The organism is Curvibacter fontanus (genome assembly GCF_054780335.1).
This window is the reverse complement of sequence record NZ_BAAGWN010000012.1, coordinates 233,154-255,099: the sequence shown is the minus strand read 5'-3', so window position 1 is coordinate 255,099 and position 21,946 is coordinate 233,154. Positions and strand designations below refer to the sequence as shown.

Sequence of the window (21,946 nt, the reverse complement as noted above, 5' to 3'; positions counted from 1 at the left end):
CGGAAACCATCATGAACCTTGACCTGCTGGGCTTGCAGATTGTCAGCCCCACGGTACATCCGCAAGCCAACAATTTTCGCCCTCCGAGCTGGCCTCCGCCACCAGACTGGGCCCCCATACTAGATGCCCAGGGTAAACCGGTTTGCCTGTACAGCGACTCCATCTGGCCGCTGGATGTGTGGGCAGGCAAGCCGTGCAAACTGAATTTTGGGGATGGTAAAACGAACCGAGGTGCATCCATTGACACCCAAAATGCCGACCTCTTGCGCCATTGCACGACCTGGTTCATGGCTGGCCCGCGTGGTTGCCGCACGCCCGGATCGCTTCAAGACAAATTCCATACCATCAAACCTCTATTTGTCGTCTGCAGCCAAGAAGGCATCTTGGCAAGCAACCTGATGCGTTTTGAAGCGGTGATCGACAAGGTAGCTGCAAAGGTGCCTCCCTCGAATTTCTACAAGATCATCTCCATCCTTCACGACCTGCTGGGCGTCAGAGAACACCTGGGCTTTTGCTTGCTCAACCGAGACGGCCTAGCTCGACTTGCCAAGATGAAACCCGGCCACGAGAAGGAACAAACGCCTTACATCCCCTCGCGCATCTGGGTCTATCAGCTCAACAGGCTGCGGGAGTGCCTGCAGGCCTATACCAAGCACCGCGAGCGCATTGAGGACTGCTTTCGGTTTTGTGTGGAGGCTTATGCCCATAACCGCAGCGCACGAAAGTCCGCTCTGACTGAGCGAGCTGATAAATATAGTACGCCGTTCCGAATCAAGAAATCCACCGGTTCTTTCACATACCTTGGCCCGTTTAAACTGACAGCCGACCGCTTCGGAATCACAGAACTGTTGGAGGAATGGATAGGGCCGTTCGCTGGTGAGGTTGGTGAAAATCAGATAAAAAAGCTTTCGCAGTACCTTGATCTTGTGTCAAAAGCCGGCCTTGCCCACTTGATCAACTTCTCGCTTATGCGCATCGAAGAGGGCTACAGCTTGCGCTCAGACTGCCTCTTGCTTGAACATGACGAGAAGTTTGGTGACATTCCCATGCTGGTTGGAGAAACGACCAAGACAGACTCCGACTCGGATGCACGTTGGCCTGTGTCAAAGAGTGCAACACTCGCGATCAACGTCATGAAGCACATCTCTGCCCTGCGCATGCACTGTGCTCGAGGGCGTGGTGGCCTGGGCATCACCAAAGAAGACGAAGCGAATCCCTACTTGATCTCTTACCAATACGAACCTTGGAGCAGAGGCAATTCCAAGCCCTATCGGACGAGGCCACAGGCTTGGGATTACCAACAGGTGCTTACCGCTTACCCACTGCTTCTGGACAGTGCGCAAATCACCATTACTGCAGAGGATCTTCGGATTGCACGGATGATCACGCCGACCTTGGACGAAGAGACTTTCAAAATCGGGACGGTGTGGCCCTTCGCTTGGCATCAGTTGCGCCGCACCGGGGCAGTCAACATGCAGAGTTCGGGACTGGTGGATGACCCATCGCTTCAAGTACAACTTAAGCACCAAACTCGCGTGATGACGCTCTACTACGGCCGCAATAGCGCCCGTCTGGCACTCAATGAAGAGACGCGCGCGCTCTATCTCAAAGCTATGTACGAGGATCAGGCGCGTGCCTTGAGCACAATATCAGGCACCCAGTTTGTAAGCCCGTTGGGCGAAGCACGAAAGGCCTCCATCGTGAACTTAATCAACGAGAAGGATGCCGCTGCTCTTATCAAGGTGATTAAGCGAGGTGATATCAGTGCTCGCAAAATCCGAGCGGGCTTTTGCTTCAATGCACGCCCCTGCCCCTATGGCGGTATTGAATCCATCACGCATTGCCTTGGTGGGGATAACGGCAAGGGCTGCCCCGACTTGCTGCTGGACGTGACAAAAACTGACAACATCAAGCGATATGAGAAGGCCGTTGACGCTCAACTGGCAGTGGTTCACCCTGATTCCCCACGCTGCCACGCCCTACAAGGCGAGAAGCTGTCTATCGAGAAATACTATGCCCACGTACAAGCCCAAAACTGCTGAGACCAAATTCAGAGAGGCTTTTGAACGCCTGAAAGCCGGGCGGCCCCAGGTCTTGCCTGCAGGCGCCCTGGTGAGCCAAAACAACGTCGCCAGGGAAGCCGGCTGCGACCCTTCAGCATTGCGCAAATCGCGATTCCCTAATCTCATCGAAGATATCCAGGCCTATCTCGCCACGCAAGGACATGAACGCCCGACTTCTGAGCGCCAACGCCTTCTCAAAGCCCGCCAAGCCTCACGGAGCAAAACCGAGACAATTGCCAGCCTCAAGGTAGAACGCGACGACGCGGTCTCACGGCTGGTCGAGGCAGATGAAATGATCATAAACCTCACCTTACGCGTGAGAGACTTGGTGGCACAGCTAGAAGACATGCAGCCACGCGCCCGCATTCTGCCCATGACCGCTGCCAAGCCAAAAGCCATTCACGGTATCCCGGAAAACGGCCATCGTCGACCTGAATAATTCAGCCCGTTTCACTTGCCCCGTTGCTATGGTGTGTATCCCGATACGAAGCTCGATGCCGCTTATGTACAGAAATACACGCCTGTGATGCTTTTCCAATTGGCAGAGGCGGGGGCGCACTTGGCACAAATACTGAACAGTATTCTGAAGCCGCATTGAATAGGTAAAGGTAAGACCGTGTTGCAGCGATTGCAGTCTGTCACTTTGGAATTCTGACCGTCCGGTTACGACCATGAAGTGGTCATTTCGGTAGCACGAGTGAGTAGCCTTAATCTTTCTCTAGCGATACACCAGACCAGTCTGACGCAGACGAATCGCCATCGTGGTAGGTGAAACTTGGAAGAGGTCGTTAAGGGCGCTGAACTGGTGACCGTTAAAGCGCTTGGCTTGCGCGACCACTCGCTCAAAAGCAAGCGAGGGGTAGGGGGAGTTCATCAAGGACGTATAGCTGGCCCCAAGCAATTCCCATGCAATGGTGTCTGTCAGCTTCAAATCCTTGACGCCGAAGCTCGCATTAAAAGCGAGGCGAAGCTGCTTCTCAGGCACGAGGAAGCAGCCAGCGAAGTGGTTCGCTTGACGTTCCTTCTGATCGGTGGGCTCACGCGGCTCGGTCAGGCCATGCATCGGTTGCTCCCGATGATGGTGAAGACCCGGATGCATGAGCAAGTGCCCAACTTCATGGGCGAGAGTGAAGAGCTTCGTACGTGGCTTTTGCTCAGAAGAGACCGCAATCAGCTTCGCCGGGCGATTTATGAACCCGCCTAACTGGAATCCTTGTCGCGTTGTCTCGCTGCTCAGCCACCCTTCTTGAACTTCAAAGTCTAGATATTTGGCGGCAACCCAAGGGTCACAGACGTCCAGGGGCGTAACTTTTTCACCAGGCCAAAGGGCGCACTGTCGATCCCACAGCTCAAGTTGCAACGTCCGCGCCGTTTGCTCGGGGTCGATGCGATATACGCTGCTGTTCATGCTAACAATGTAGCGGAAACCACAGAAATACGCTACATGTAGTGTGTTTTGACCGATTTCTCACTACCTATAGTGTTTCTGAATTGCTGCCGCGCATCCATTTTTACTTAAAAGTACACCATTACACCATGTGTAATGGTGTACTTGACATGTTTGCCATTTCACCTTAGACTCGCTGTCCATGGAAGTTGAGTTCGACGATGACGACCTAGATCGTCTGGAGACCGACGCGCGGTTTACTGCCGGGCACTCGCAGGAGATCGTGCGCGCCTTTCGGAAGCGGATGCAGCAGATTCGAGCCTTTAGGGATGAGCGCGATTTTCTGGCTGTGAGGTCGTTGTACTTTGAAAAACTCAAGGGGAACAGAGAAGGACAACATTCGATACGTCTGAACTTGCAATGGCGACTGATATTGGAGATTCGAGGTGACCACCCCTGCAAGATCATCGGGATTGTTGAAATTGTTGACTATCACTAGAAATTGGAGAGACCATGAACACACGCGTGCCTGCTGAAATATTTCCGCCTGGAGAGTTCCTGCGGGAGGAGCTGGAAGCGCGGGAGTGGAGCCAGCAGGAGCTGGCAGATATTCTTGACCGGCCGCCCCGCCTTATTAGCGAGCTCATTGCTGGAAAGCGCGCCATCACACCCGAAACAGCCACGGGCTTGGCAGGCGCCTTTGGCACATCGCCGGACTATTGGATGAACCTGGAAAGCCAATATCAGCTTTCCAAAGTCAAGCTATCCAACGATAACGTTGCACGCAAGGCTCGGCTGTACGACAAGTTCCCTGTGCGGGAAATGCTTCGCCGCGGGTGGGTTCGGGCGAGCGAAAACATGGATGTCTTGGAGCAGCGCTTTTGCGCTTTCTTTTCTATCCCGGACATGTCGGCAGAGCCTGTGCTCTGCCACAGCGCGAAGAAGACCTATGCGACCTTAGATGCCACTCCGCTGCAGTTGGCTTGGCTATTCCGTGTAAAGGCCATGGCGAGCCAACAGGTGGTGCAGGCCTACTCACGAGCCAAACTCTTGGCAGCACTGGACAAGCTCAAGGCGTTAACCCTCTCGCCTGAGGAGGTTCGCCATGTGCCTCGCATTCTTGCAGAGGCGGGTGTTCGACTTGCACTGGTGGAGCCCATGGCTGGCTCAAAGATGGACGGTGCTTGCTTTTGGCTTGAGGATGACAAGCCGGTTATTGGTATGACGCTGCGCTTTGACCGGATTGATAACTTCTGGTTCGTTTTGAGGCACGAGATTGAGCACGTGCTGCGAGAGGATGGGAAGGCCAATAGCCAAGCTGTCATTGACACAGATGTTGGGGAGGACAACGCAGAGCTGCCTGAATGTGAACGGTTAGCCAACGCAGCGGGGGCGGAGTTCTGCGTGTCTTCCGCTGAAATTGAGAATTTCATCGCCCGTGTGCAGCCGTATTTCTCCGAGGAGAAGGTACTTCGCTTTGCACAGCGGATCAACGTGCATCCGGGATTAGTGGTCGGGCAGCTCCAGCGCAAGCTGGGTCGCCATGACTTCTTGCGCAAGTATCAAGTCAAGGTACGAGCTTTGGTGCTGCCGTCGGCCGACACCGATGGCTGGGGTTCGTTCTCCGAGTAATCACAACATTCCGTTAGGAGTTGCTATGTCGGCTTATGCGAATCAGGTGAAGTCCTATATTGAGCGTTACCAAGAAGAGGTTGGCCGCGACGGCCTGCTCGACCCGCACGCGGTGGCCGAGTGGGCATACCAGCGAGGGCTGCACAAGCCGAGTATTCGCACGGTTGTGGATGCAATAGCGTCGGACATCTCGCAGTTCTTTCGGGAGGAGTTCCGTACTAGCGAGAACGGCCAGCGATACCGCGCGAAGCATGCCGTGCGATTCAAAAAAGGCGAGAAGTCCATGTCGCTCTGGGCCGACATTGACGATGACAAGGCTCCTCGCGACCATTTCGTGAAGTCCTTTGCACAGCGGCGCCAGCAAATCGTCGGCGACTGTTATCAACTCAAGACTGACGTGGACGTCTACAACTTTAAGTGTGCGAATCAACAGCCCATCCAGGTTCCCCTTGACTTCACGCTGGACGTTGAAGAGCTACAGTTGCCGCTTCAGACCAAGAAGGCAGCGTGAGCTCGACTGACTCTGTGCCCAAAGGATTTTCTCTGTGCTTCCTTAGCAACTTGTTTCGAATCAATGCACAAATCAGTTGGAGAAATTCATGCCTGATAACAAGACAGTTACCATTTCCGTGAACACGGTTGACCTTGTGGTGCCGCACCAGAAAATTTCGTATGCGACGCTGATTGCGATGGCGTTCCCCGGCGCCACAGGAACAAACTACATCGTTAAATACTACAAAGGCAATTCTGATAACTTGACTGGTACCCTGCCTCCGGGCGGAGAAGTGATGGTGAAAGATGGCATGGACTTCCGAATTACAGGCACTGGCGAGTCGTAATCCGTTCGTCGACAAACTGGTCAAACAGGGCTATGACGTAGGGTTCATTAACGCGCATCTCGTCATCTTTGGCGTACCCTATCTGAACGCCTCGGGCGAGCTGAAATATCTCGACATGATCTGTCCATTAGATCTGCGCGAAGAATACTTGATCGACCGCCCATCGGACCATAAGGTCTACTTTGCGGGCGAGATACCGTGCAATATCGATGGGTTGAAGATCAGCGCGGGTACTTCAGAAGAGGTTCGCACTGTGTCGGAGCATATCGTCGGCAACAGAATGCTTTCCAGCAAACCGGAAGGGATGAGGCAGTACGATTCCATCGAGGAAAAGATCAACCAGTATCTTGCCTTGATTTCTTCGCCGGCGGTTCATAAGTATCCCGACGTCACGCCCCGACGCGCCCTGAAGAAGCACCTTGAGGCGGCGCTGAGTCCATTGAAATTTCCTGACACGCTGTCTGCTCGTGAAGGAGTGGTGGATCTGTCGCACAAGTTGCGTAAGCACAAGGTGGCCATCATCGGGTGCGGCGGCACGGGCGCGTATGTGTTGGACTACATCGCCAAAACCCATCTTGAGGAGATCCACCTGTTCGACGACGACATCGTCCATGTGCACACGCTCTTCCGACTTCCCGGGGTCTATGGTGAAAAACATCTGGGCATACCCAAGGTCGAAGCATTGGCTGGGGCCTACAGCCAATTTCATGGCGGTATCAAACCGCATGTCGAACGCGTCGATCAAAACAATATCGCTTGTCTGAATGGGTTCGACTTCGTCTTCGTGTGTGTCGATGATGCCCCGTCTCGGCAAATCATCGCTCAGGCCTGCCACAGCGCTTCAGTGCCGTTTGTAGACGTGGGCATGGGGTTGAATAAGGGCGCAAACGGCTTGTACGGATTTGTTCGTACCGCTGGCGGCAAGCGTGGCGATTTTGACAAACTCAATGGCACGCAGCACTTGCCCGCACAAAACGCCCATGATCGTGAATATAGGAATCAGCCTCAGATTGCTGAACTCAACGCGCTCAACGCCGCGATTGCCGTGATTCGGTTCAAGCAGCACATGGGATTCTTTGATCGCCTGACCGATTCGCACTCCGTGGTATTCGATCTTGCCGGGATGGCGATGGATACAGCAGAATGAGCAGCGGTGTATATCGCATCATCGAGAACGAAAGGCTCCCGCCTCAGGTAGGGCCATTTGAGTTCCATTACAGCCGACGCTTCGAAATGGCCGCTTTGGCCTGCGCGTGCGGGTGCGGTCACAGGGTCATGCTGAATTTGCTGGACCAGCACCAACTTGTTATAGAGAGCGGACTGCCCACTGTCACCCCTTCCATACTAGTTTCAGACGCTCCTTGCTTGTCTCACTTCTTTATTCGGAAGGGCCAGGTGGAATGGGCACAGCGATGGTCCAAGGAAACGGTTGATCGGGTCATGCAATCTCAGGTACGCCGCCACGTCGAACAGGACAAGAAGCGGAAGGCGAAATCTTCCTTCTTGCGCCGCTGTGCGGATTGGTTCAAGTCGTGGTTCGGTCGCTAGTGGAATGCCTTGAAAGAGCGCCTACCGATACCTCCATTTGGTCGGTTTTCCTCAACGTGGTTGCGCACCGCTGGCTGGTGACCGTTCGCTATGGGCTCGAAGCCGTCCTTCGACTGGCTGGCAGCGAGTGACGGCAACCAGCCTATACCGGTCCACGTTTGGCCGGCTTTTGTGCTTCGAGTCTAGTCGAGCAATCGCGTACTTCAGTCAACGGTGAGTCCAGAGTTGCTTCGTCCAGTGGATGCATCTCGCCAGCAGGACGGGCTTGCGATAAGTAGTACTCGTCGTTGTCGACAGCAACTACCAGAATCTCGTGCATCGTCTGCTTGTACACGGGAGAGGCTTGCTGGGTCTTAATAATCGCGCAATATGTGTCCTCGCCATTAGAACGCCGATTTAGCTTTGCCAACAGCGCCTCAAGATTCCTGCGACTCAGATAGAGTATTGAAAACTTGTCGGTACGGTCACTCATCTAGTTCTCCAATCCTGAGGATTGTGCACTCGCTAGGGATCACTTAGAAGGCCCGATATTTAGTTCCAACCTTAATATTTAGATGCAACGTTAGAAGCACTCTGGGCCGAAATCGACTTCGCGACGTACATCACCACAGGCAATACGAACCAACCTCTACCTCTTTCTTGATTTCGATGGCATCCTGCGTCCTGAAGGCGTAGGACCCGAACTCGAATTCTGTCATCTTCAAAGTTTTGAGAGTCTGATGCGGCAATATCCTCAAGTGTGGCTCGTCTGGTCCTCCTCATGGCGCCTGCACTCTCCCACGAGGCGTGGTCAAAGCATCACCAGCCAGGTAACCCTGCAAAGATCTCTTCTCCCAGCGCATTCTTGATCTGGCAATAGCGCAGTCCGATGGCATGAAAACCAAGCCTGCTACGGTGCCGGGCATACTCAGCAGTCAGGTCATCATGGTGGTGGCCATGAAAGCTCCTGACCACGCCCATTCGTCGTGCCAGGTCATCCAGAACCTCAAAACCACGGGGATGACAGCTGGGCGCCTCATGGGTTACCAGAATGTCAGCATGTTCGGCTGCAAGACGGTCCAGATCGTCCGGGTAGATGGCTGCGAGATATTCCGGAGATGGGCGCTGACCTCCTCGAAACTTAAACACATCGCCGCGCATGGCGGCCTGCTGGGTGGCGAAGGCCGGGCTTGCCGGTGGCATCCAGATAGGCCGGAGAAAGTGACCTCCGAGACCCGCCACCCAAATGCCGGAAAGGTTCGCGACTAGTCCGTGAAACACGATCGCATCGCCGGCGTCGTGAAGCATCTCCCAATGCTGGTGGGTATCTGCGTCGTGATTGCCGTGAATGAATGCTATGCCCAGATGTGGATCGAACCGCCGCAGTGGCTCCAGGATCTCCCGAAAGGGTTTATGGAAGATGTCGATGTCACCGACAAACACGATCCAGCGCGGTCGTAGTTGGGCTTGTAACAAGGTCTGGGCCAGGTATTTGAACTCCCCGTGCACGTCGCCTACGAACCAGATCCGCCGCAATGCGTCGGCCCGGTCTCGGTCAAATTCGGTGGTGCGGACGTTGTCCATGTCCTGTTTCAACAATCTGTCACCACGATTCGTCCTGATGGGGGTTCAAGAGGGCTTGTTTGCAGCCAGCGCATGCAGCTTGATCTGCAACGCCAACTGCGCCCGTTCCTCTCCAAGGCCATGGAGCCCGTGAGTCCGGACCAGTTTGTCCTGGGCATCGGCTGGCCAGCCTGTGGGATCGTCATCCAGGGCCACCCATGAGGACGGTAGACGCCGTGCCACATCTCCCGCTACTTGGAGGCCTCGTGGCATGCTATTGAAGTTGTCCTTGTCCATCCCCGTGTGAAAGGTTGCTCCGATCACCCGAGTTCGAAGAGCCGGTCCGAGCTTTCGAGCAGTTTCGCTGAACTGGTAGGTCTGTACCCAGTTGGTGGAAAGCACGATCAAGACTTCGGGATGGGGCTCGAGCAGTCGTTCCAGTAAAGCGAGATGTTCGAACAGGCTGTGGCCAGGAGCCTTGAGGTAGGGGCCTTTGCGAGGATGCCAGTAGCAATACTCAGGGTGAAGGACGCCGTCGAAGTCCAGGTAAAGGAGCGGCAGGCTCAGCCCTTTGACTTTTCGGTCGAGCACGACGGAGCTCTGGAGATTGGCGGCTAGTACAAGACTAGCGTCCAAGAGAGGATGGCGCGGAATCCTCCGCGAGGGCGCGCGTACGCTTCATCAGCCAGATCACCTCGTCGTTGCTGAGGTCCCAACCTTGACCGCGGACACGATGCTCGGTTTCTCGGTAGAAGTCATCCAGGTCGGGAACGAGGCCGGCTGCCTGCTTGCGTCGTGTCCGCTCTGCCAACTGTTGAGCCAGGTCTTCGCAATAAACCCATCGTTCGTGCAATTCAGATTCGGTTAGTCCAACCACATAGCGGCCATCAATCTTTCTGGCAATGAATTTGGGTTGAGCTCCAGGAACCGTTGGCGCGGTGCACCCACGAGGAAAGTCGGCTGGAACGTCTGCCATGGCTTTTCTTAAGCGAATATCAGCCGGAAAGAGACTAAACCTTTATCGTTTTCAACGCGCTTAAAAGGTATTCATCTCCATTCTGGTCACTTACTCCAATGATTCTCGTCACGATCTCGCGTTCCACGGTAATTGAGAGGATCTGTACGGCCTGAAAGAGTGACTCCTCTGGAATCGATATCTCGCGATCTCCTTTCGGAGATGCCAGAAGCATGAGGTACTTCACAACGAGATACACCGCTACGCTCAGGCTGCTCGAAGCTTCGGCGTCCTGTTTCACCATCAATTCGACACGGCGAAGATCCAACGCAAGGGACAACAGGATCGGCTCACTTAACTTTGAAGGAAGGAGCTCTTCCACGGGCCTGCTCTCAGCAAACCTACTGAGCGACGCCAGCTCAGTTGTCGATTTTGGTCTCAATGTCTGCAACATCTGAACTCCATAATCTGAAAAATGATACTTATAGTCCGTAGACGTAAAGTCGTCAATGCAGAGATGCTACCGGGCAAATGTCCAGTAGTAGAAAGTTTCACATCTCTGCGCGTGGACGACTCGCTATGCAGATGCGTGTCGTTCGACTAAGTGCTGGTCTGTCGCAAGAAGCCTTGGCCCACCTTGCCGGCCTAGACAGAACTTACATAGGTGGGATTGAGAGGTCGGAACGCAACGTCTCCATCGACAACATCGAAAAGATCGCCAATGCATTAAAAGTTGACGTAGCGTTATTGCTCTCACCACCGTTAACAGTTGATTGAAGAGGTTGACGTCAAGCATTAATGTCTTCTCCCGCGTCAACTTGTTGAGCTCTGCTGCAAAATCAAGCAATCCCAGCGCTACTTAGCGGCCTTAAAGGTTGGCTTGACTACTCATTGGCATGGACATCAAACGCCATAAATCCGCTTAAAGTTGATCGCCCCATGGACATTCCAGCATCTTCCTAACTATTTGTTTTTGAACATCTTTTCATTTGTCCATGCCTTATAAACACGCCGGTATCTCGGTGCCGGCGGCATCGTCTTCTACGCCAACTACCTCAAGTTCTTCGAGCGCGCCCGCACCGAATGGCTGCGTTCGCTGGGCATCGGCCAGCAGGCCCTGCGCGAGCAGACCGGGGGCATGTTCGTGGTGAGCGAAACCGCCGTCAAATACCACCGCCCGGCGCGGCTGGACGACGAACTATTGGTTACAGCCCGGCTGCAGGAAAGCGGCCGCGCATCCCTCACAATTGCGCAGCAGGCTTGGCGCAAGACGGGAGGCGAGCCTGAACTGTTGTGCGAAGGCCGCATCCGCATCGGCTGGGTGTCCGCAAACAGCATGAAACCTGAAAGAATTCCCGGCAGCATTCTGGAAACACTTCAATGAGCCAAGACCTTTCCATCATCCAACTCGTGCTGCACGCCAGCTGGGTCGTGCAGGCCGTCATGCTGCTGCTGCTGCTGGTGTCCATCACCAGCTGGGCCGCCATCTTCAGCAAGCTCTTCTCGCTGCGGCGCGTGCGCGAACTCAACGAACAGTTCGAGCGCGACTTCTGGTCCGGCGCCAATCTCAACACCCTGTACGCCACGGCAGCCCAGAAGGGCCATGCCAGCGGCCCCATGGAACGCATCTTCGTCAGCGGCCTGCGCGAATACCAGAAGCTGCGCGAGCGCCGCATCACCGACGCCGGCACCCTGCTCGACGGCGCACGCCGCGCCATGCGCGCCAACTTCCAGCGCGAGATGGACGTGGTGGAAACCAACCTCTCCTTCCTGGCCTCGGTGGGCTCGGTCTCGCCCTACGTAGGCCTGTTCGGCACGGTCTGGGGCATCATGCACGCCTTCACCGGCCTGGCCTCGCTGCAGCAGGTGACGCTGGCCACCGTGGCCCCCGGCATCGCCGAGGCCCTGGTGGCCACTGCTATCGGCCTGTTCGCCGCCATCCCCGCCGTGGTGGCCTACAACCGCTTCGCGCGCGAGATCGACCGCGTGGCCATCATGCTGGAGACCTTCATCGAGGAGTTCTCCAACATCCTGCAGCGCAACGTCGGCGCGCAACCCGCCTCGCCGGCTTCCGTCCATTAAGGGAGACGACCATGCCCACCCTGGTCAGTCGCGGGCGCGGACGGCGCACCATCAACGAGATCAATATGGTGCCTTTCATCGACGTGATGCTGGTGCTGCTCATCATCTTCATGGTCACCGCCCCGCTCATCACCCCCAGCGTGGTGGACCTGCCCAGCGTGGGCAAGGCCGCGCGCAAACCCGACCAGGTGATCGAGATCATCGTCGGCAAGGACGAGGCCCTCACGCTGCGCACACAGGACAACAGCACGCGCCTCAGGCTCGGTGAACTGGCCGCCAACGTCAAGCGGGCGCAGTCCGACGCCGGCAAGGACGCCAGCAGCGCCGTGGTCATCAGCGCGGACAAGAGCGTCAAGTACGAAACCGTGGTCCGGGTCATGGACACGCTGCAACGCGCCGGTGTGCAGCGCGTGGGCCTGTCGGTGCAGATGGTCAACTGACGGGCAGGGCCTGATGTACGTCGCCAGCCGTTTCGATTTCAACCCGCCGGTACAGCGCCAGGGCCTGTTGCGCGCCTACGGCCTGGCCCTGCTGATCCACGGCCTGCTGCTGGCCGCCTTGACCTGGGGCGTGAACTGGCGCCGCAGCGACACCAGCCTCTCGGTCGAAGCCGAGCTCTGGTCTTCCGTGCCGCAACAGGCGGCCCCCAAGCTGGTCGAGCCCGTACCCGAGCCGGTCCCTGAACCCGCCCCCCCGCCGCCCAAGGTCGAGGAACCGCGCCAGAGCGAGGCCGACATCGCCCTGGCCCGCGAAAAGGAACGCCAGGCCAAGGAAAAGCTGGAACAGGCGCGGCTGGAACGGGAAAAGCTGGCGCGTGAAAAGCTGGAACGCGAGAAGAAGCTGGCCGAAGAAAAGAAAAAAAAGGAACTCGAAGCCAGGCGCAAGGAAGAAGCAGAAGCCAAGCAGCGCGAAAAAGATCGCCAGGAAAACCTCAAGCGCATGGCCGGCCTGGCCGGCGCCACGGGCGCGCCCAATGCCACCGGCACAGCCCAGAAGTCATCCGGCATCTCGTCCAGCTACGCCGGCCGCATCCGCGCACGCATCAAGCCCAACATCGTCTTCCCCGACGAAATCGCCACCAACCCGAGCGCCGAAGTGGAAGTGCGCACCTCACCTGACGGCACCATCGTCGGGCGCAAGCTGATCAAGAGCAGCGGTGTCCCCAACTGGGACGAGGCAGTGCTCAAGGCCATCGACAAGACGGACACCCTGCCGCGCAACGAAGAGGGACAGGTTCCCTCTCCCATGACCATCGTCTTCCGCCTCAAGGACTAAAAAAAGCCCGGCTTGGACTGCCCGGGCGCTTGAAGCCGTCGTTCGGCGGCACGAGGTGGCACGCACTTCAGCTTGATCAATCCACCGTCTCCAGCGCCAGTGCCGCCGTGGCCGCGCTGGAAATCGGGATATGGCAATTGCTGCCGACCCGGCGCATGCCGGAGCCGCCGGCCGCAGCCCACTCGACTCCGCTCGCCCTGAGCTTGTCGAAGGGCCTTTCGGCCTTGCTCAGCACAAGCTTCGACAAGCTCAACCCGAACGGGAATTTCCAAACGCATCGTCACCAGCCCACTAAGATGGCGGGCATGAACGCACCCATCCTCATCATCGGCGCCGGCCAGGCCGCCATCATGGCCGCCGAAGCCCTGCGCAGCGGCGGCTACACCGGCCCCCTCACCCTCCTCGGCGACGAAGCCCACGGCCCCTACCACCGCCCCCCGCTCTCCAAGGCCTGGCTGGCCGGCGAGATGGATGCCTCACGCCTGCCCATGCGCACGCCCGAGATGCTGGCGGGCAAGGCCATCGAGCTGCGCACCGGCTGCCAGGTCACGGCCATAGCCCGCGCCGCCAAGACCGTGACGCTGGCCGATGGCAGCACCCTGCCCTACGGCGGTCTGCTGCTGGCCACCGGCGCCACGCCGCGCACCCTGCCCCTGCCCGGCAGCACGGCGCAAGGCGTGCTGGCCCTGCGCACGCGCGACGACGCCGACGCCATCGCCCGGCGCATGACCGTGTGCCTGGAGAACAACCGGTCCCTGCTCGTCATCGGCGGCGGTTTCATCGGCCTGGAAGTGGCGGCCACCGCGCGCAAAAAAGGCCTGGCCGTCACCGTGCTGGAAGCCGCGCCGCGCCTGCTGGGCCGTGTGCTGCAGCCCCTGCTCTCGGACTGGTATGCCCAACTGCACCGCGGCCACGGCGTACAGCTGGTGCTGGGTGCGCAGATCGCCGCCATCGAACATGACGCGGCCCACAACGTGACCGGCGTGCGTCTGAACGACGGCACCGTCCACCCCGCCGGCCTGGTGCTCATCGGCATCGGCGTGAACGCCAACGACGAACTCGCGCGCGCCGCCGGCCTGGAGTGCGAGCGCGGCATCGTGGTGGACGCCTGCGGCCGCACCAGCGACCCGCACATCGTGGCCGCCGGCGACTGCACCGCGCGCCGCCTGCCCGACGGCAGCCTGCTGCGCCTGGAGTCGGTGAACAACGCCACCGAACAAGGCAAGAGCGCCGCCGCCGCCCTGCTGGGCCAGGAGCGCCCCTTCACCGCCACCCCCTGGTTCTGGAGCGACCAGTACGACAAGAAGCTGCAGATGGCGGGCCTGTCCGCCGGCGCCGACCAGCAGGTGTTACGCGGCGACCTGGCCAGCGCTGCCTTCAGCCTCTTCCACTACAAGAGCGACAAGCTGATCGCCATCGACAACGTCAACACCCCCAAGGACCACCTGCTGGTGCGCAAGCTCATGGATGCGGGCATCTCGCCCACACCGCAGCAGGCGGGGGATGTGGCGTTTGATCTGAACGGGCTGGTGCCGAAGTAAGGTGCTTCACACCATCAAAGCGTGCTGTGTTCGTCGGCAAACGAACCAACGACCGCATAGACTGCATTCCAGTCAACGGCAACGATATCGGCCAGTTGCTGTTGGCTCTGCCTGCCTTGCTGCTGCTCGGCCACGTGTTCAGCCGATAGGAACTCGATGGCGATGGTGGCGGGGAGGTTACTGGTGTGGATTCCATAGCTCGGCATCACGCGATCTCCTTGACATATGCGATTGGCAGCGACTTCCTCTCATGGTCCAACTGTCATTGACTTCTCAACACCAGTGATCACCTTTGCGGCAGCAACCAAGGTTCCAGTACACATCATGGCATGCGTAAGAACTTGCATTCTGTCCGGTTGAATTGCGTTCAGTATGTAGAAGTACTCGACCACTTTGACAATTGGACGACAAACGCTGTTATTGCTTCCATAGAACGACGCTTTATCGAAAGGGCTTTCGTCGAACGGGTACTGATAGAGCACCAAACCAAGTCTCAATTTGTTTTGTGGATCGTATTCAGCACAATTTAATGCAAGCGAATTGCCAATCGCTACCTCCCACACAGGCGAGACGGGAAGAAATCTTACAGCCAGTAGCAACAGGGCATGTTCAAGGAGTAAAACCTGCAAATCATCAACCTTTAATCCGAACTCCGCGAGCAATGCTTTGTTTTGGTCACCACTGACAATTTCTGAGACAACAGCTAAGGCAGAAGCCTTTTTCTTAAATGGCCACATGGTTCACCTTAAATTTGAATGAGTCTGGAGACAACCTTGGCAGGTGGATGAGGATCGTCTCACAACCCAACCCTGACCGGAACGCCGCATCAGCGGGCTTCACGGAAGCCGCAGCCAAGTCGTCAGCGCCGCACTCACTGCCTGCGGCTGCTCCATGGTCGTCATATGGCCGCTGTCTTCCACGATGACGAGCTGCGCGCCAGGGATGGCGGCGGCCATGGCTTCGTGCTGGGCTGGGCCGCTCCAGGCGTCCTGACGACCTGTCAGGACCAGCGTGGGGCACGTAATGCCCGGTAGCAGTGGGGCGGCGTCAAACCGGTTCAGCAGCGCGTTGATCTGCGCGGCGTACTGCGTGGCGCTGCCGCGGTCGAACATGGCCAGCACTTCTTCGAAGATGGGGCCGCCGATGCGGTCCGGGTGCACCATGCCCTTGGCCCACTCCTGGGCCATGACACGCATGCCCTGCGCCTGTGCAATCTTGAGCAGGGCCATACGCCCTGCCCGCTCCTTCTCGCCCGCCTCACCCGCTGCCAGCGGGTGCGTGCCCGTGTCCAGCAGGGCCAGGCGCTCCACGCGCTGCGGGGCCAGGCGCATGACTTCCAGCGCCACCCGGCCGCCCATGGAATGGCCGGCCATGCTGAAGCGTTCGGTCGGTGCTTCGTCCAGCACCTGCCGGGCCATGGCGGTAAGACTGTCATGCAGGCCCCAGGCGGGCACGACGCAATGCGCTTGGCCACGGAGCGCGGCGACCTGCGGGGCCCAGACGGCGGCGTCGCAGTTGAGGCCGGGCAGAAGCATGAGGGTGGTGGGCATGGCTAAGCTCTCTGTGGATCGCTGGGCTTCGACAGGCTCAGCCCGAACGGTATGGGCCGGGCTCAGTCCGAACGGTTGTTCAGGCGAAGACTTCCGTATCGACTTCGCGGTTGCTCTGTTCGCTGTAGCGGTTGCCCACCACGGTCTGCTGGTTGACCACGGCCTCGGCCTGGGCCATCAGCGCCGGGCTGAGCTTCACGTCGGCGGCGGCCAGGTTCTCGGCCAGATGATCGAGGCTGGTGGTGCCGAAGAGCGGGATGATGTGCGGCGCCTTGTGCAGCAGCCAGGCCAGGGCCAGTTGGGCCGGGGTGCAGCCTGCTTCATGCGCCACAGCCTCGTAGGCCGGCAGCAGCTTGAGGTTGCCCGCGTAGTGGGCCGGCTCGAAGCGCGGCATGCCGTGGCGGATGTCTTTGGCGTCGAGCGCCTGCACATCGCGCAGCTTGCCCGTGAGGAAACCGCGCGCCACCGGGCTGAAGGCCACGAAGGCGGCGCCGATGTCGCGGCAGGCCTGCAGCACGGCGATCTCGGGGTTGCGTGTCCACAGCGAGTACTCGGTCTGCACGGCGGCAATCGGGTGCACGGCGTGGGCCTTGCGCACGGTGGCGGCCGACACTTCACTCAGGCCGATGGCGCGCACATGGCCGCGCTCGACCAGGCGCGAGAGTTCACCCACGCTGTCCTCCACAGGCACCTTCTTGTCCCAACGGTGCAGGTAATAGAGGTCGATCACATCGGTGCCCAGGCGGCGCAGGCTGCTCTCGCAATCACGGCGGATGCTCTCGGGCCGGCCGTCGATCACGCGCACGAGCTTGCCGTCACCCGCCACGTCCACGCCGGCCATGCCACCCTTGCTGGCCAGGGTGATCTTGCTGCGGTGCGCCTTGAGCGCGCGGCCCACCAGGGTTTCGTTGGCGCCGAAGCCATAGAGCGCGGCGGTGTCGAACAGGGTGACACCCGCGTCCAGCGCGCTGAGCAGCACACGCTCGCCGTGCTCGGGCGACGGCGGCTGGCCGTAGGCGTGGCTCAGGCTCATGCAGCCCAAGGCCAGAGCCGACACCTGGAAAGGACCGATCTTGCGTTCTTGCATGCTTGTTCCTCGCAGAAATACGAAGGGGTCAGAGCACGTCGACGCTGATGGCGAGCCCATCCGTTCGCCCTGAGCCGGTCGTTGGGCAGCGAATCGCCAGGACTTCGACAAACTCAGTCCGAACGGGAAAAATCGCTCGCATCATGATCAGGCCAGCTGTTGCTCCAGCTGGTGCAGCACCCGGTAGCAGGGCAGCACCTGGGCCAGGCTGGAATTGGGCTCGCGGCCTTCGCGGATGGCGGCGAAGAACTCGCGGTCCTGCAGCTCGATGCCGTTCATGGAGACGTCCACCTTGCTGACGTCGATCTTCTCGTCCTTGGCCGTAAACAGGTCGTCGTAACGGGCCAGGTAGGTGGCCGTGTCGCCGATGTAGCGGAAGAAGGTGCCCAGGGGGCCGTCGTTGTTGAAGGACAGGCTCAGCGTGCAGATGGCGCCGTTGGCGGCCTTGAGCTGGATGCTCATGTCCATGGCGATGCCCAGCACGGGGTGGATGGGACCCTGGATGGCGTTGGCCTTCACGATGGGGCTGCCGCACTGGTAGGCGAACAGGTCCACGGTGTGGGCGGCGTGGTGCCACAGCAGGTGGTCGGTCCAGCTGCGGGCCTGGCCCAGGGCGTTCATGTTCGTGCGGCGGAAGAAATAGGTCTGCACGTCCATCTGCTGGATGTTGAACTCGCCGGCCTTGATTTTCTTGTGCACGTACTGATGGCTGGGGTTGAAACGACGGGTGTGGCCGCACATGGCGACCAGGCCGGTCTTCTTCTGCAGGGCCAGGACTTCCTCGCCCTCCTTGAGCACGTCGCACAGGGGGATTTCCACCTCCACATGCTTGCCGGCTTCCAGGCAGGCCTTGACCTGCGCGGCGTGCATCTGCGTGGGCGTGCACAGGATGACCGCGTCCACTTCCTTGATCTTGAGACTGTCGGCCAGATCGGTGGTGACGTGCTTGATGCCGTACTTGTCGGCCACTTCCCTGGTTTTCTCCAGTTCGCGGCTGACAAGCGAGACGACCTCCACGTCCTCGATGTTCTTGATGCCGTCCAGGTGCTTGATGCCGAAGGCACCGGCGCCGGCGAGTGCGACTTTGATGGTCATGTGTTTTCTCCAATCAGTTTTGTTTCCCCTCTCCCTTTGGGAGAGGGTCAGGGTGAGGGTCCTTCGTTCGCCAGCCCCCACCCCTGCCCTCCCCAGAGGGTGAGGGAGTTACGCTTGGTTTTCGAGGATCAGGTGGCCCACCGCCGTGTTCGACGCGGGCACATGGTAGAAGCGGTGCGCGACCTTGGGCGCCTTGCCCTTGCCGGCCACGTCGCTCATTGCGCCGCGCGCAATGAGCCACATCACGAGTTCGATGCCTTCGCTGCCGGCCTCGCGCACGTAGTCGATGTGCGGCTTGCTGGCCAGGGTCTCGGGGCTGGCGATCATCTCGTCGAGGAAGGCGTTGTCCCATGCCTTGTTGATCAGGCCGGCGCGCGGGCCCTGCAGCTGGTGGCTCATGCCACCCGTGCCCCAGATCTGCACATTGAGCGGCTCGTCATAGGACTCGATGGCGCGGCGGATGGCCTTGCCCAGCTCGAAGCAGCGACGGCCGCTGGGCACGGGGTACTGCACCACGTTGACGGCGAAGGGGATCACCGGGCAGGGCCACTCGAAGCTGGCCTTGTCGGGTGTGCCGCAGACCAGGGACAGGGGCACGGTCAGGCCATGGTCCACATCCATCTTGTTGACGATGGTGAGGTCGAAGTCCTGCTGGATCACGGACTGCGCGATGTGCGCGGCCAGGTCCGGATGGCCCTGGACCTTGGGCACGGGGCGCGGGCCCCAGCCCTCGTCGGCGGGCTGGTATTCGGCGGCGGTACCGATGGCGAAGGTGGGAATCATCTCCAGGCTGAAAGCCGTGGCGTGGTCGTTGTAGACCAGGAAGATGACGTCGGGCTTGTTCTGCTGGAACCATTGCTTGCCGGGCTCGTAGCCGGCGAACAGGGGTTGCCAATAGGGTTCGTGGGTCTTGCCCAGGTCGATGGCCGCGCCGATGGCGGGCACGTGCGAGGTGTAGACGGATGCGGTGATCTTGGCCATGTCAGTCTTTCTCAAATTCAAAGCAGCTTGCCGGTGCCGTGGCCCTGGGGCTGGTTCTTTGCCTGGGCTGTTCCGTTTTCGCCGACCACACGGTTGCCTTCGGCGGAGCGGCCGCCCTGGATCATCATGTCCCGGTACTCCTCCTCGGTCATGCCGGTCATGGAACCGGCCATCTGCTGGAAGCTCTTGCCGTGCGTGGCGCCCAGCTTGGCCAGGAAGTAGATGTTGCCGCCCAGGGAGATGGCCTTGTTGAGATCGGCAGCCAGCACGGCCTGCTTCTGCTCTTCGGTCATGGGCCATTCGTCCAGGTATTTGCGCTGGTCGGCCTTGAAGCGTTCGCGGTTCTCGGCCTTCATCAGGCTCATGCAGAACTGGTTGAGCCAGTAGCCCTTGCGCGATTGCTCGGCGTCGAAGATGGTCGTGCCGGGCACGTCCAGATAGGGTTTGTCGAGGGACATGAAAATTCCTTTCTCGTTGAACTCCCTCTCCCCATGGGAGAGGGCGGGGGTGAGGGCCTCTCGCCGGAGCAACCCTCACCCTAACCCTCTCCCAGAGGGAGAGGGGATGAAATCATTTCACTTCGTCATTCCAGTACAGGCGCATGGGGTTGTCCACCAGCAGCTTGCGCTGCAGCTCGGCCGTGGGCGCGATATGGGGGATGAAGTCCACCAGCAGACCGTCGTCGGGCATGTGGTCCTTCAGATTCGGGTGCGGCCAGTCGGTGCCCCAGAGCACGCGGTCCGGGAACTCCTGCACGATGCGCTTCGCAAAGGGCACCACGTCGCGGTAGGCGGCCTGCTCGCCGTTCAGGGCCTTGGGGCCGGCGACCGACAGGCGCTCGGGGCAGCTCACCTTGCTCCAGACGTTCCGGTGCTCGCGCATGAACTTGAGGAACAGCGCGAACTCAGGCCCGTCCACGGGCTTGCTCACGTCGGGGCGGCCCATGTGGTCCACCACCACCGTGGTGGGCAGCGCGGTGAAAAAGTCCCACAGCTCGGGCAGGTCCACGGCCTCGAAGTAGATCACCACATGCCAGCCCAGCTTGTGGATGCGGCCGGCGATCTCCAGCAGCTCGTCCTTGGGCGTGAAGTCCACCAGGCGCTTGACGAAGTTGAAGCGCACGCCGCGCACGCCGGCGGCGTGCAGCTTCCGCAGCTCCTCGTCCGTCACGCTGCGCCGGACGGTGGCCACGCCGCGCGCCTTGCCATTGGACGACAGGCAGGCATCCACCAGGGCGCGGTTGTCGGCGCCGTGGCAGGTAGCCTGCACGATGACGTTGCGCGCGAAACCCAGGTGGTCGCGCAGGGCGAAGAGCTGCGCCTTGCTCGCGTCGCAGGGCGTGTACTTGCGCTCGGGGGCGTAGGGGAACTCGGCGCCCGGGCCGAAAACGTGGCAGTGCGCGTCCACTGCGCCCACGGGCAGCTGGAAGCGCGGCTTGCTCGGGCCGGTGTACCAGTCCAGCCAGCCGGCGGTTTTCTCGAAGGGGCCTGTGGGGGGTTTGCTCATGGTTCTCTCGGATGATTTTTGTGTTCAGCGCATGGCCGGTTCGACCGTGCCGCGCAGGCCGGCGCGATCGATGGCCGACTGCAGGGTGCCGTCGCGGCGCACGGTCAGCGCGAAGTGGCTCAGGTAGGACAGACCGGCCTGGCGGCCCTTGGGCACGGCGATGGCCAGGTTCTCCAGGCCCCAGCGGCCGTCCAGCACGCGTGAGCCGGAAAGGTTGTCGGACATCTCGAAGAGGATGCCCTTGTTGGTGGCGAAGGCGTCGATCTTGCCCAGCTTGAGCTGCTCGATGGCCGTCTTGAGCGAAGGCATGGGCGCGACCTGGGCCTGCTTGTAGGCGCGGCTGAGCACGCCCTGCGACGTGCTGCCTTCGCTGACACCGACCTTGACACCCACGCGGTCGATCTCGTTCGCGCTGCGCAGCTTGCTGCCGGGCGGCGCCAGGTAGCCCAGCTCCAGGCTCACGAGCGGCAGGGTGAAGTCCACCTCACGCGCACGCGCCTCGGTGGCGTTGGTGAAGGTGAAATCCACCTGGCCGGCCTTCATGGCCTCGATCACCTCGGCGATGCGATTGAATTCGACCAGTTCGAAGGGCGAGTTCAGCCAGCGCGCCAGCTCCTTGCCCAGGTCATGGGCCACACCGGCATTGCGCCCGCTCTTGTCCACCACCAGCGAGGTCGGGCTGCCCGCATAAACGCCCACGCGCAGCACGCCCGTGGGCGTGAGCACCACACGCGCTTCGGGCGTGGGCGCCGGCGGCGGCGTGACGGCACAGCCGGCCAGCAGCGTGATGCCCGCCAGCAGGCCCGTGAACCAGGTTCTGCGCAACATGTTCATGGCGTATCCCCTCTCGGATGATGAAGAAC

Annotated in this window: 31 protein-coding genes; 15 read left to right on the top strand and 16 right to left on the bottom strand. The window is 59.7% G+C overall.

The window, feature by feature from the left end:
• Positions 1 to 11 precede the first annotated feature (11 nt).
• Positions 12 to 2,042 carry a hypothetical protein gene (locus ACYVH8_RS09070; RefSeq protein ID WP_460488523.1) on the top strand — a complete coding sequence of 677 codons (2,031 nt, stop codon included), beginning with the start codon at positions 12 to 14 and terminating at the stop codon, positions 2,040 to 2,042.
• Positions 2,014 to 2,502: a hypothetical protein gene (locus ACYVH8_RS09065; RefSeq protein WP_460488522.1), complete on the top strand. Its 489-nt coding sequence runs from the start codon at positions 2,014 to 2,016 to the stop codon at positions 2,500 to 2,502. The genes ACYVH8_RS09070 and ACYVH8_RS09065 overlap by 29 nt, the downstream gene beginning before the upstream one ends.
• A gap of 279 nt (positions 2,503 to 2,781) precedes the next feature.
• Here the strand turns inward: ACYVH8_RS09065 and ACYVH8_RS09060 are convergent, their stop codons facing one another.
• Positions 2,782 to 3,471, bottom strand: a complete 690-nt coding sequence (locus ACYVH8_RS09060; protein ID WP_460488521.1) for an ImmA/IrrE family metallo-endopeptidase — start codon at positions 3,469 to 3,471, stop codon at positions 2,782 to 2,784.
• A gap of 181 nt (positions 3,472 to 3,652) precedes the next feature.
• Here ACYVH8_RS09060 and ACYVH8_RS09055 point away from each other — a divergent pair, with 181 nt between their 5' ends.
• The 6 genes from ACYVH8_RS09055 to ACYVH8_RS09030 all read left to right on the top strand — a co-directional run bounded on the left by ACYVH8_RS09055 (position 3,653) and on the right by ACYVH8_RS09030 (position 7,469).
• Positions 3,653 to 3,949: a type II toxin-antitoxin system RelE/ParE family toxin gene (locus ACYVH8_RS09055; RefSeq protein ID WP_460488520.1), complete on the top strand. Its 297-nt coding sequence runs from the start codon at positions 3,653 to 3,655 to the stop codon at positions 3,947 to 3,949.
• A 14-nt stretch (positions 3,950 to 3,963) separates the two neighbouring features.
• Positions 3,964 to 5,082 carry a HigA family addiction module antitoxin gene (locus tag ACYVH8_RS09050; protein ID WP_460488519.1) on the top strand — a complete coding sequence of 373 codons (1,119 nt, stop codon included), beginning with the start codon at positions 3,964 to 3,966 and terminating at the stop codon, positions 5,080 to 5,082.
• Between the two features lie 25 nt (positions 5,083 to 5,107).
• Positions 5,108 to 5,593, top strand: a complete 486-nt coding sequence (locus ACYVH8_RS09045; protein ID WP_460488518.1) for a hypothetical protein — start codon at positions 5,108 to 5,110, stop codon at positions 5,591 to 5,593.
• 88 nt (positions 5,594 to 5,681) lie between these two features.
• Positions 5,682 to 5,921, top strand: coding sequence for a multiubiquitin domain-containing protein (locus ACYVH8_RS09040; protein ID WP_460488517.1), 240 nt, complete (start codon positions 5,682 to 5,684; stop codon positions 5,919 to 5,921).
• Positions 5,881 to 7,068: a ThiF family adenylyltransferase gene (locus ACYVH8_RS09035; RefSeq protein ID WP_460488516.1), complete on the top strand. Its 1,188-nt coding sequence runs from the start codon at positions 5,881 to 5,883 to the stop codon at positions 7,066 to 7,068. The genes ACYVH8_RS09040 and ACYVH8_RS09035 overlap by 41 nt, the downstream gene beginning before the upstream one ends.
• Positions 7,065 to 7,469, top strand: a complete 405-nt coding sequence (locus ACYVH8_RS09030; protein ID WP_460488515.1) for a DUF6527 family protein — start codon at positions 7,065 to 7,067, stop codon at positions 7,467 to 7,469. The genes ACYVH8_RS09035 and ACYVH8_RS09030 overlap by 4 nt, the downstream gene beginning before the upstream one ends.
• Before the next feature lie 142 nt (positions 7,470 to 7,611).
• Here the strand turns inward: ACYVH8_RS09030 and ACYVH8_RS09025 are convergent, their stop codons facing one another.
• Entirely contained in the window at positions 7,612 to 7,941 is a 330-nt protein-coding gene (locus ACYVH8_RS09025) for a hypothetical protein (RefSeq protein WP_460488514.1), read from the bottom strand.
• 142 nt (positions 7,942 to 8,083) lie between these two features.
• On the opposite strand from ACYVH8_RS09025, the gene ACYVH8_RS09020 reads away from it, so the two are divergent.
• Positions 8,084 to 8,317 carry an HAD domain-containing protein gene (locus ACYVH8_RS09020; RefSeq protein ID WP_460488601.1) on the top strand — a complete coding sequence of 78 codons (234 nt, stop codon included), beginning with the start codon at positions 8,084 to 8,086 and terminating at the stop codon, positions 8,315 to 8,317.
• Here the strand turns inward: ACYVH8_RS09020 and ACYVH8_RS09015 are convergent.
• The 4 genes from ACYVH8_RS09015 to ACYVH8_RS09000 are packed head-to-tail and all read right to left on the bottom strand — an operon-like array spanning position 8,268 to position 10,420.
• Positions 8,268 to 9,032: a metallophosphoesterase family protein gene (locus ACYVH8_RS09015; protein ID WP_460488513.1), complete on the bottom strand. Its 765-nt coding sequence runs from the start codon at positions 9,030 to 9,032 to the stop codon at positions 8,268 to 8,270. The two genes, ACYVH8_RS09020 and ACYVH8_RS09015, sit on opposite strands and share 50 nt — an antisense overlap.
• 45 nt (positions 9,033 to 9,077) lie before the next feature.
• Positions 9,078 to 9,602 carry an HAD domain-containing protein gene (locus ACYVH8_RS09010; protein ID WP_460488512.1) on the bottom strand — a complete coding sequence of 175 codons (525 nt, stop codon included), beginning with the start codon at positions 9,600 to 9,602 and terminating at the stop codon, positions 9,078 to 9,080.
• Between the two features lie 34 nt (positions 9,603 to 9,636).
• Entirely contained in the window at positions 9,637 to 9,987 is a 351-nt protein-coding gene (locus ACYVH8_RS09005) for a hypothetical protein (RefSeq protein WP_460488511.1), read from the bottom strand.
• 34 nt (positions 9,988 to 10,021) lie between these two features.
• The gene (locus ACYVH8_RS09000) at positions 10,022 to 10,420 is read right to left on the bottom strand and encodes a hypothetical protein (RefSeq protein ID WP_460488510.1); all 399 of its coding nucleotides are present in this window, start codon (positions 10,418 to 10,420) and stop codon (positions 10,022 to 10,024) included.
• Between the two features lie 125 nt (positions 10,421 to 10,545).
• Here ACYVH8_RS09000 and ACYVH8_RS08995 point away from each other — a divergent pair, with 125 nt between their 5' ends.
• From ACYVH8_RS08995 to tolA, 5 genes are all read left to right on the top strand, one after another.
• Complete coding sequence (locus ACYVH8_RS08995; protein ID WP_460488509.1) at positions 10,546 to 10,743, top strand: helix-turn-helix domain-containing protein; 198 nt, start codon at positions 10,546 to 10,548, stop codon at positions 10,741 to 10,743.
• 256 nt (positions 10,744 to 10,999) lie between these two features.
• Complete coding sequence (locus tag ACYVH8_RS08990; protein ID WP_460488600.1) at positions 11,000 to 11,350, top strand: YbgC/FadM family acyl-CoA thioesterase; 351 nt, start codon at positions 11,000 to 11,002, stop codon at positions 11,348 to 11,350.
• The gene (gene tolQ / locus ACYVH8_RS08985) at positions 11,347 to 12,048 is read left to right on the top strand and encodes a protein TolQ (RefSeq protein WP_460488508.1); all 702 of its coding nucleotides are present in this window, start codon (positions 11,347 to 11,349) and stop codon (positions 12,046 to 12,048) included. The genes ACYVH8_RS08990 and tolQ overlap by 4 nt, the downstream gene beginning before the upstream one ends.
• 11 nt (positions 12,049 to 12,059) lie before the next feature.
• Positions 12,060 to 12,488: an ExbD/TolR family protein gene (locus ACYVH8_RS08980; RefSeq protein ID WP_460488507.1), complete on the top strand. Its 429-nt coding sequence runs from the start codon at positions 12,060 to 12,062 to the stop codon at positions 12,486 to 12,488.
• 13 nt (positions 12,489 to 12,501) lie between these two features.
• A complete protein-coding gene (gene tolA / locus ACYVH8_RS08975; RefSeq protein ID WP_460488506.1) occupies positions 12,502 to 13,323 on the top strand; it encodes a cell envelope integrity protein TolA in 822 nt (273 codons plus the stop codon).
• Between the two features lie 76 nt (positions 13,324 to 13,399).
• On the opposite strand, the gene ACYVH8_RS08970 is transcribed toward tolA, so the two are convergent.
• On the bottom strand, positions 13,400 to 13,570 hold the full coding sequence (locus ACYVH8_RS08970; RefSeq protein WP_460488505.1) for a hypothetical protein: 171 nt from the start codon (positions 13,568 to 13,570) through the stop codon (positions 13,400 to 13,402).
• A gap of 58 nt (positions 13,571 to 13,628) precedes the next feature.
• Between ACYVH8_RS08970 and ACYVH8_RS08965 the strand changes: the two genes are divergently transcribed.
• Positions 13,629 to 14,864: an NAD(P)/FAD-dependent oxidoreductase gene (locus ACYVH8_RS08965; RefSeq protein ID WP_460488504.1), complete on the top strand. Its 1,236-nt coding sequence runs from the start codon at positions 13,629 to 13,631 to the stop codon at positions 14,862 to 14,864.
• 14 nt (positions 14,865 to 14,878) lie between these two features.
• On the opposite strand, the gene ACYVH8_RS08960 is transcribed toward ACYVH8_RS08965, so the two are convergent.
• The 9 genes from ACYVH8_RS08960 to ACYVH8_RS08920 all read right to left on the bottom strand — a co-directional run bounded on the left by ACYVH8_RS08960 (position 14,879) and on the right by ACYVH8_RS08920 (position 21,917).
• Positions 14,879 to 15,070, bottom strand: coding sequence for a hypothetical protein (locus ACYVH8_RS08960; RefSeq protein ID WP_460488503.1), 192 nt, complete (start codon positions 15,068 to 15,070; stop codon positions 14,879 to 14,881).
• 42 nt (positions 15,071 to 15,112) lie between these two features.
• Positions 15,113 to 15,601: a hypothetical protein gene (locus ACYVH8_RS08955; RefSeq protein WP_460488502.1), complete on the bottom strand. Its 489-nt coding sequence runs from the start codon at positions 15,599 to 15,601 to the stop codon at positions 15,113 to 15,115.
• 99 nt (positions 15,602 to 15,700) lie between these two features.
• Positions 15,701 to 16,414, bottom strand: a complete 714-nt coding sequence (locus tag ACYVH8_RS08950; protein WP_460488501.1) for an alpha/beta fold hydrolase — start codon at positions 16,412 to 16,414, stop codon at positions 15,701 to 15,703.
• 79 nt (positions 16,415 to 16,493) lie between these two features.
• Positions 16,494 to 17,501 carry an aldo/keto reductase gene (locus ACYVH8_RS08945; protein ID WP_460488500.1) on the bottom strand — a complete coding sequence of 336 codons (1,008 nt, stop codon included), beginning with the start codon at positions 17,499 to 17,501 and terminating at the stop codon, positions 16,494 to 16,496.
• 147 nt (positions 17,502 to 17,648) lie between these two features.
• Positions 17,649 to 18,596 (bottom strand): Gfo/Idh/MocA family oxidoreductase, encoded by a 948-nt coding sequence (locus ACYVH8_RS08940; RefSeq protein WP_460488499.1) that lies wholly within the window; start codon positions 18,594 to 18,596, stop codon positions 17,649 to 17,651.
• Positions 18,597 to 18,704: 108 nt separating this feature from the next.
• Positions 18,705 to 19,577, bottom strand: coding sequence for a class III extradiol dioxygenase subunit beta (locus ACYVH8_RS08935; RefSeq protein WP_460488498.1), 873 nt, complete (start codon positions 19,575 to 19,577; stop codon positions 18,705 to 18,707).
• A gap of 17 nt (positions 19,578 to 19,594) precedes the next feature.
• Positions 19,595 to 20,035: a protocatechuate 4,5-dioxygenase subunit alpha gene (ligA, locus tag ACYVH8_RS08930; protein WP_460488497.1), complete on the bottom strand. Its 441-nt coding sequence runs from the start codon at positions 20,033 to 20,035 to the stop codon at positions 19,595 to 19,597.
• Between the two features lie 112 nt (positions 20,036 to 20,147).
• On the bottom strand, positions 20,148 to 21,083 hold the full coding sequence (locus ACYVH8_RS08925) for an amidohydrolase family protein (RefSeq protein ID WP_460488496.1): 936 nt from the start codon (positions 21,081 to 21,083) through the stop codon (positions 20,148 to 20,150).
• 24 nt (positions 21,084 to 21,107) lie between these two features.
• Entirely contained in the window at positions 21,108 to 21,917 is an 810-nt protein-coding gene (locus ACYVH8_RS08920; RefSeq protein WP_460488495.1) for a transporter substrate-binding domain-containing protein, read from the bottom strand.
• Positions 21,918 to 21,946 lie beyond the last annotated feature (29 nt).

Excerpts from the sequence above, each read along its gene's own strand:
- ACYVH8_RS09070 (WP_460488523.1), top strand. The coding sequence starts at position 12 with ATGAACCTTGACCTGCTGGGCTTGCAGATTGTCAGCCCCACGGTACAT.
- ACYVH8_RS09065 (WP_460488522.1), top strand. The coding sequence starts at position 2,014 with ATGCCCACGTACAAGCCCAAAACTGCTGAGACCAAATTCAGAGAGGCT.
- ACYVH8_RS09060 (WP_460488521.1), bottom strand. The coding sequence starts at position 3,471 with ATGAACAGCAGCGTATATCGCATCGACCCCGAGCAAACGGCGCGGACG.
- ACYVH8_RS09055 (WP_460488520.1), top strand. The coding sequence starts at position 3,653 with ATGGAAGTTGAGTTCGACGATGACGACCTAGATCGTCTGGAGACCGAC.
- ACYVH8_RS09050 (WP_460488519.1), top strand. The coding sequence starts at position 3,964 with ATGAACACACGCGTGCCTGCTGAAATATTTCCGCCTGGAGAGTTCCTG.
- ACYVH8_RS09045 (WP_460488518.1), top strand. The coding sequence starts at position 5,108 with ATGTCGGCTTATGCGAATCAGGTGAAGTCCTATATTGAGCGTTACCAA.
- ACYVH8_RS09040 (WP_460488517.1), top strand. The coding sequence starts at position 5,682 with ATGCCTGATAACAAGACAGTTACCATTTCCGTGAACACGGTTGACCTT.
- ACYVH8_RS09035 (WP_460488516.1), top strand. The coding sequence starts at position 5,881 with ATGGCATGGACTTCCGAATTACAGGCACTGGCGAGTCGTAATCCGTTC.
- ACYVH8_RS09030 (WP_460488515.1), top strand. The coding sequence starts at position 7,065 with ATGAGCAGCGGTGTATATCGCATCATCGAGAACGAAAGGCTCCCGCCT.
- ACYVH8_RS09025 (WP_460488514.1), bottom strand. The coding sequence starts at position 7,941 with ATGAGTGACCGTACCGACAAGTTTTCAATACTCTATCTGAGTCGCAGG.
- ACYVH8_RS09015 (WP_460488513.1), bottom strand. The coding sequence starts at position 9,032 with ATGGACAACGTCCGCACCACCGAATTTGACCGAGACCGGGCCGACGCA.
- ACYVH8_RS09005 (WP_460488511.1), bottom strand. The coding sequence starts at position 9,987 with ATGGCAGACGTTCCAGCCGACTTTCCTCGTGGGTGCACCGCGCCAACG.
- ACYVH8_RS09000 (WP_460488510.1), bottom strand. The coding sequence starts at position 10,420 with ATGTTGCAGACATTGAGACCAAAATCGACAACTGAGCTGGCGTCGCTC.
- ACYVH8_RS08995 (WP_460488509.1), top strand. The coding sequence starts at position 10,546 with ATGCAGATGCGTGTCGTTCGACTAAGTGCTGGTCTGTCGCAAGAAGCC.
- tolQ (WP_460488508.1), top strand. The coding sequence starts at position 11,347 with ATGAGCCAAGACCTTTCCATCATCCAACTCGTGCTGCACGCCAGCTGG.
- ACYVH8_RS08980 (WP_460488507.1), top strand. The coding sequence starts at position 12,060 with ATGCCCACCCTGGTCAGTCGCGGGCGCGGACGGCGCACCATCAACGAG.
- tolA (WP_460488506.1), top strand. The coding sequence starts at position 12,502 with ATGTACGTCGCCAGCCGTTTCGATTTCAACCCGCCGGTACAGCGCCAG.
- ACYVH8_RS08965 (WP_460488504.1), top strand. The coding sequence starts at position 13,629 with ATGAACGCACCCATCCTCATCATCGGCGCCGGCCAGGCCGCCATCATG.
- ACYVH8_RS08960 (WP_460488503.1), bottom strand. The coding sequence starts at position 15,070 with ATGCCGAGCTATGGAATCCACACCAGTAACCTCCCCGCCACCATCGCC.
- ACYVH8_RS08955 (WP_460488502.1), bottom strand. The coding sequence starts at position 15,601 with ATGTGGCCATTTAAGAAAAAGGCTTCTGCCTTAGCTGTTGTCTCAGAA.
- ACYVH8_RS08950 (WP_460488501.1), bottom strand. The coding sequence starts at position 16,414 with ATGCCCACCACCCTCATGCTTCTGCCCGGCCTCAACTGCGACGCCGCC.
- ACYVH8_RS08945 (WP_460488500.1), bottom strand. The coding sequence starts at position 17,501 with ATGCAAGAACGCAAGATCGGTCCTTTCCAGGTGTCGGCTCTGGCCTTG.
- ACYVH8_RS08940 (WP_460488499.1), bottom strand. The coding sequence starts at position 18,596 with ATGACCATCAAAGTCGCACTCGCCGGCGCCGGTGCCTTCGGCATCAAG.
- ACYVH8_RS08935 (WP_460488498.1), bottom strand. The coding sequence starts at position 19,577 with ATGGCCAAGATCACCGCATCCGTCTACACCTCGCACGTGCCCGCCATC.
- ligA (WP_460488497.1), bottom strand. The coding sequence starts at position 20,035 with ATGTCCCTCGACAAACCCTATCTGGACGTGCCCGGCACGACCATCTTC.
- ACYVH8_RS08925 (WP_460488496.1), bottom strand. The coding sequence starts at position 21,083 with ATGAGCAAACCCCCCACAGGCCCCTTCGAGAAAACCGCCGGCTGGCTG.
- ACYVH8_RS08920 (WP_460488495.1), bottom strand. The coding sequence starts at position 21,917 with ATGAACATGTTGCGCAGAACCTGGTTCACGGGCCTGCTGGCGGGCATC.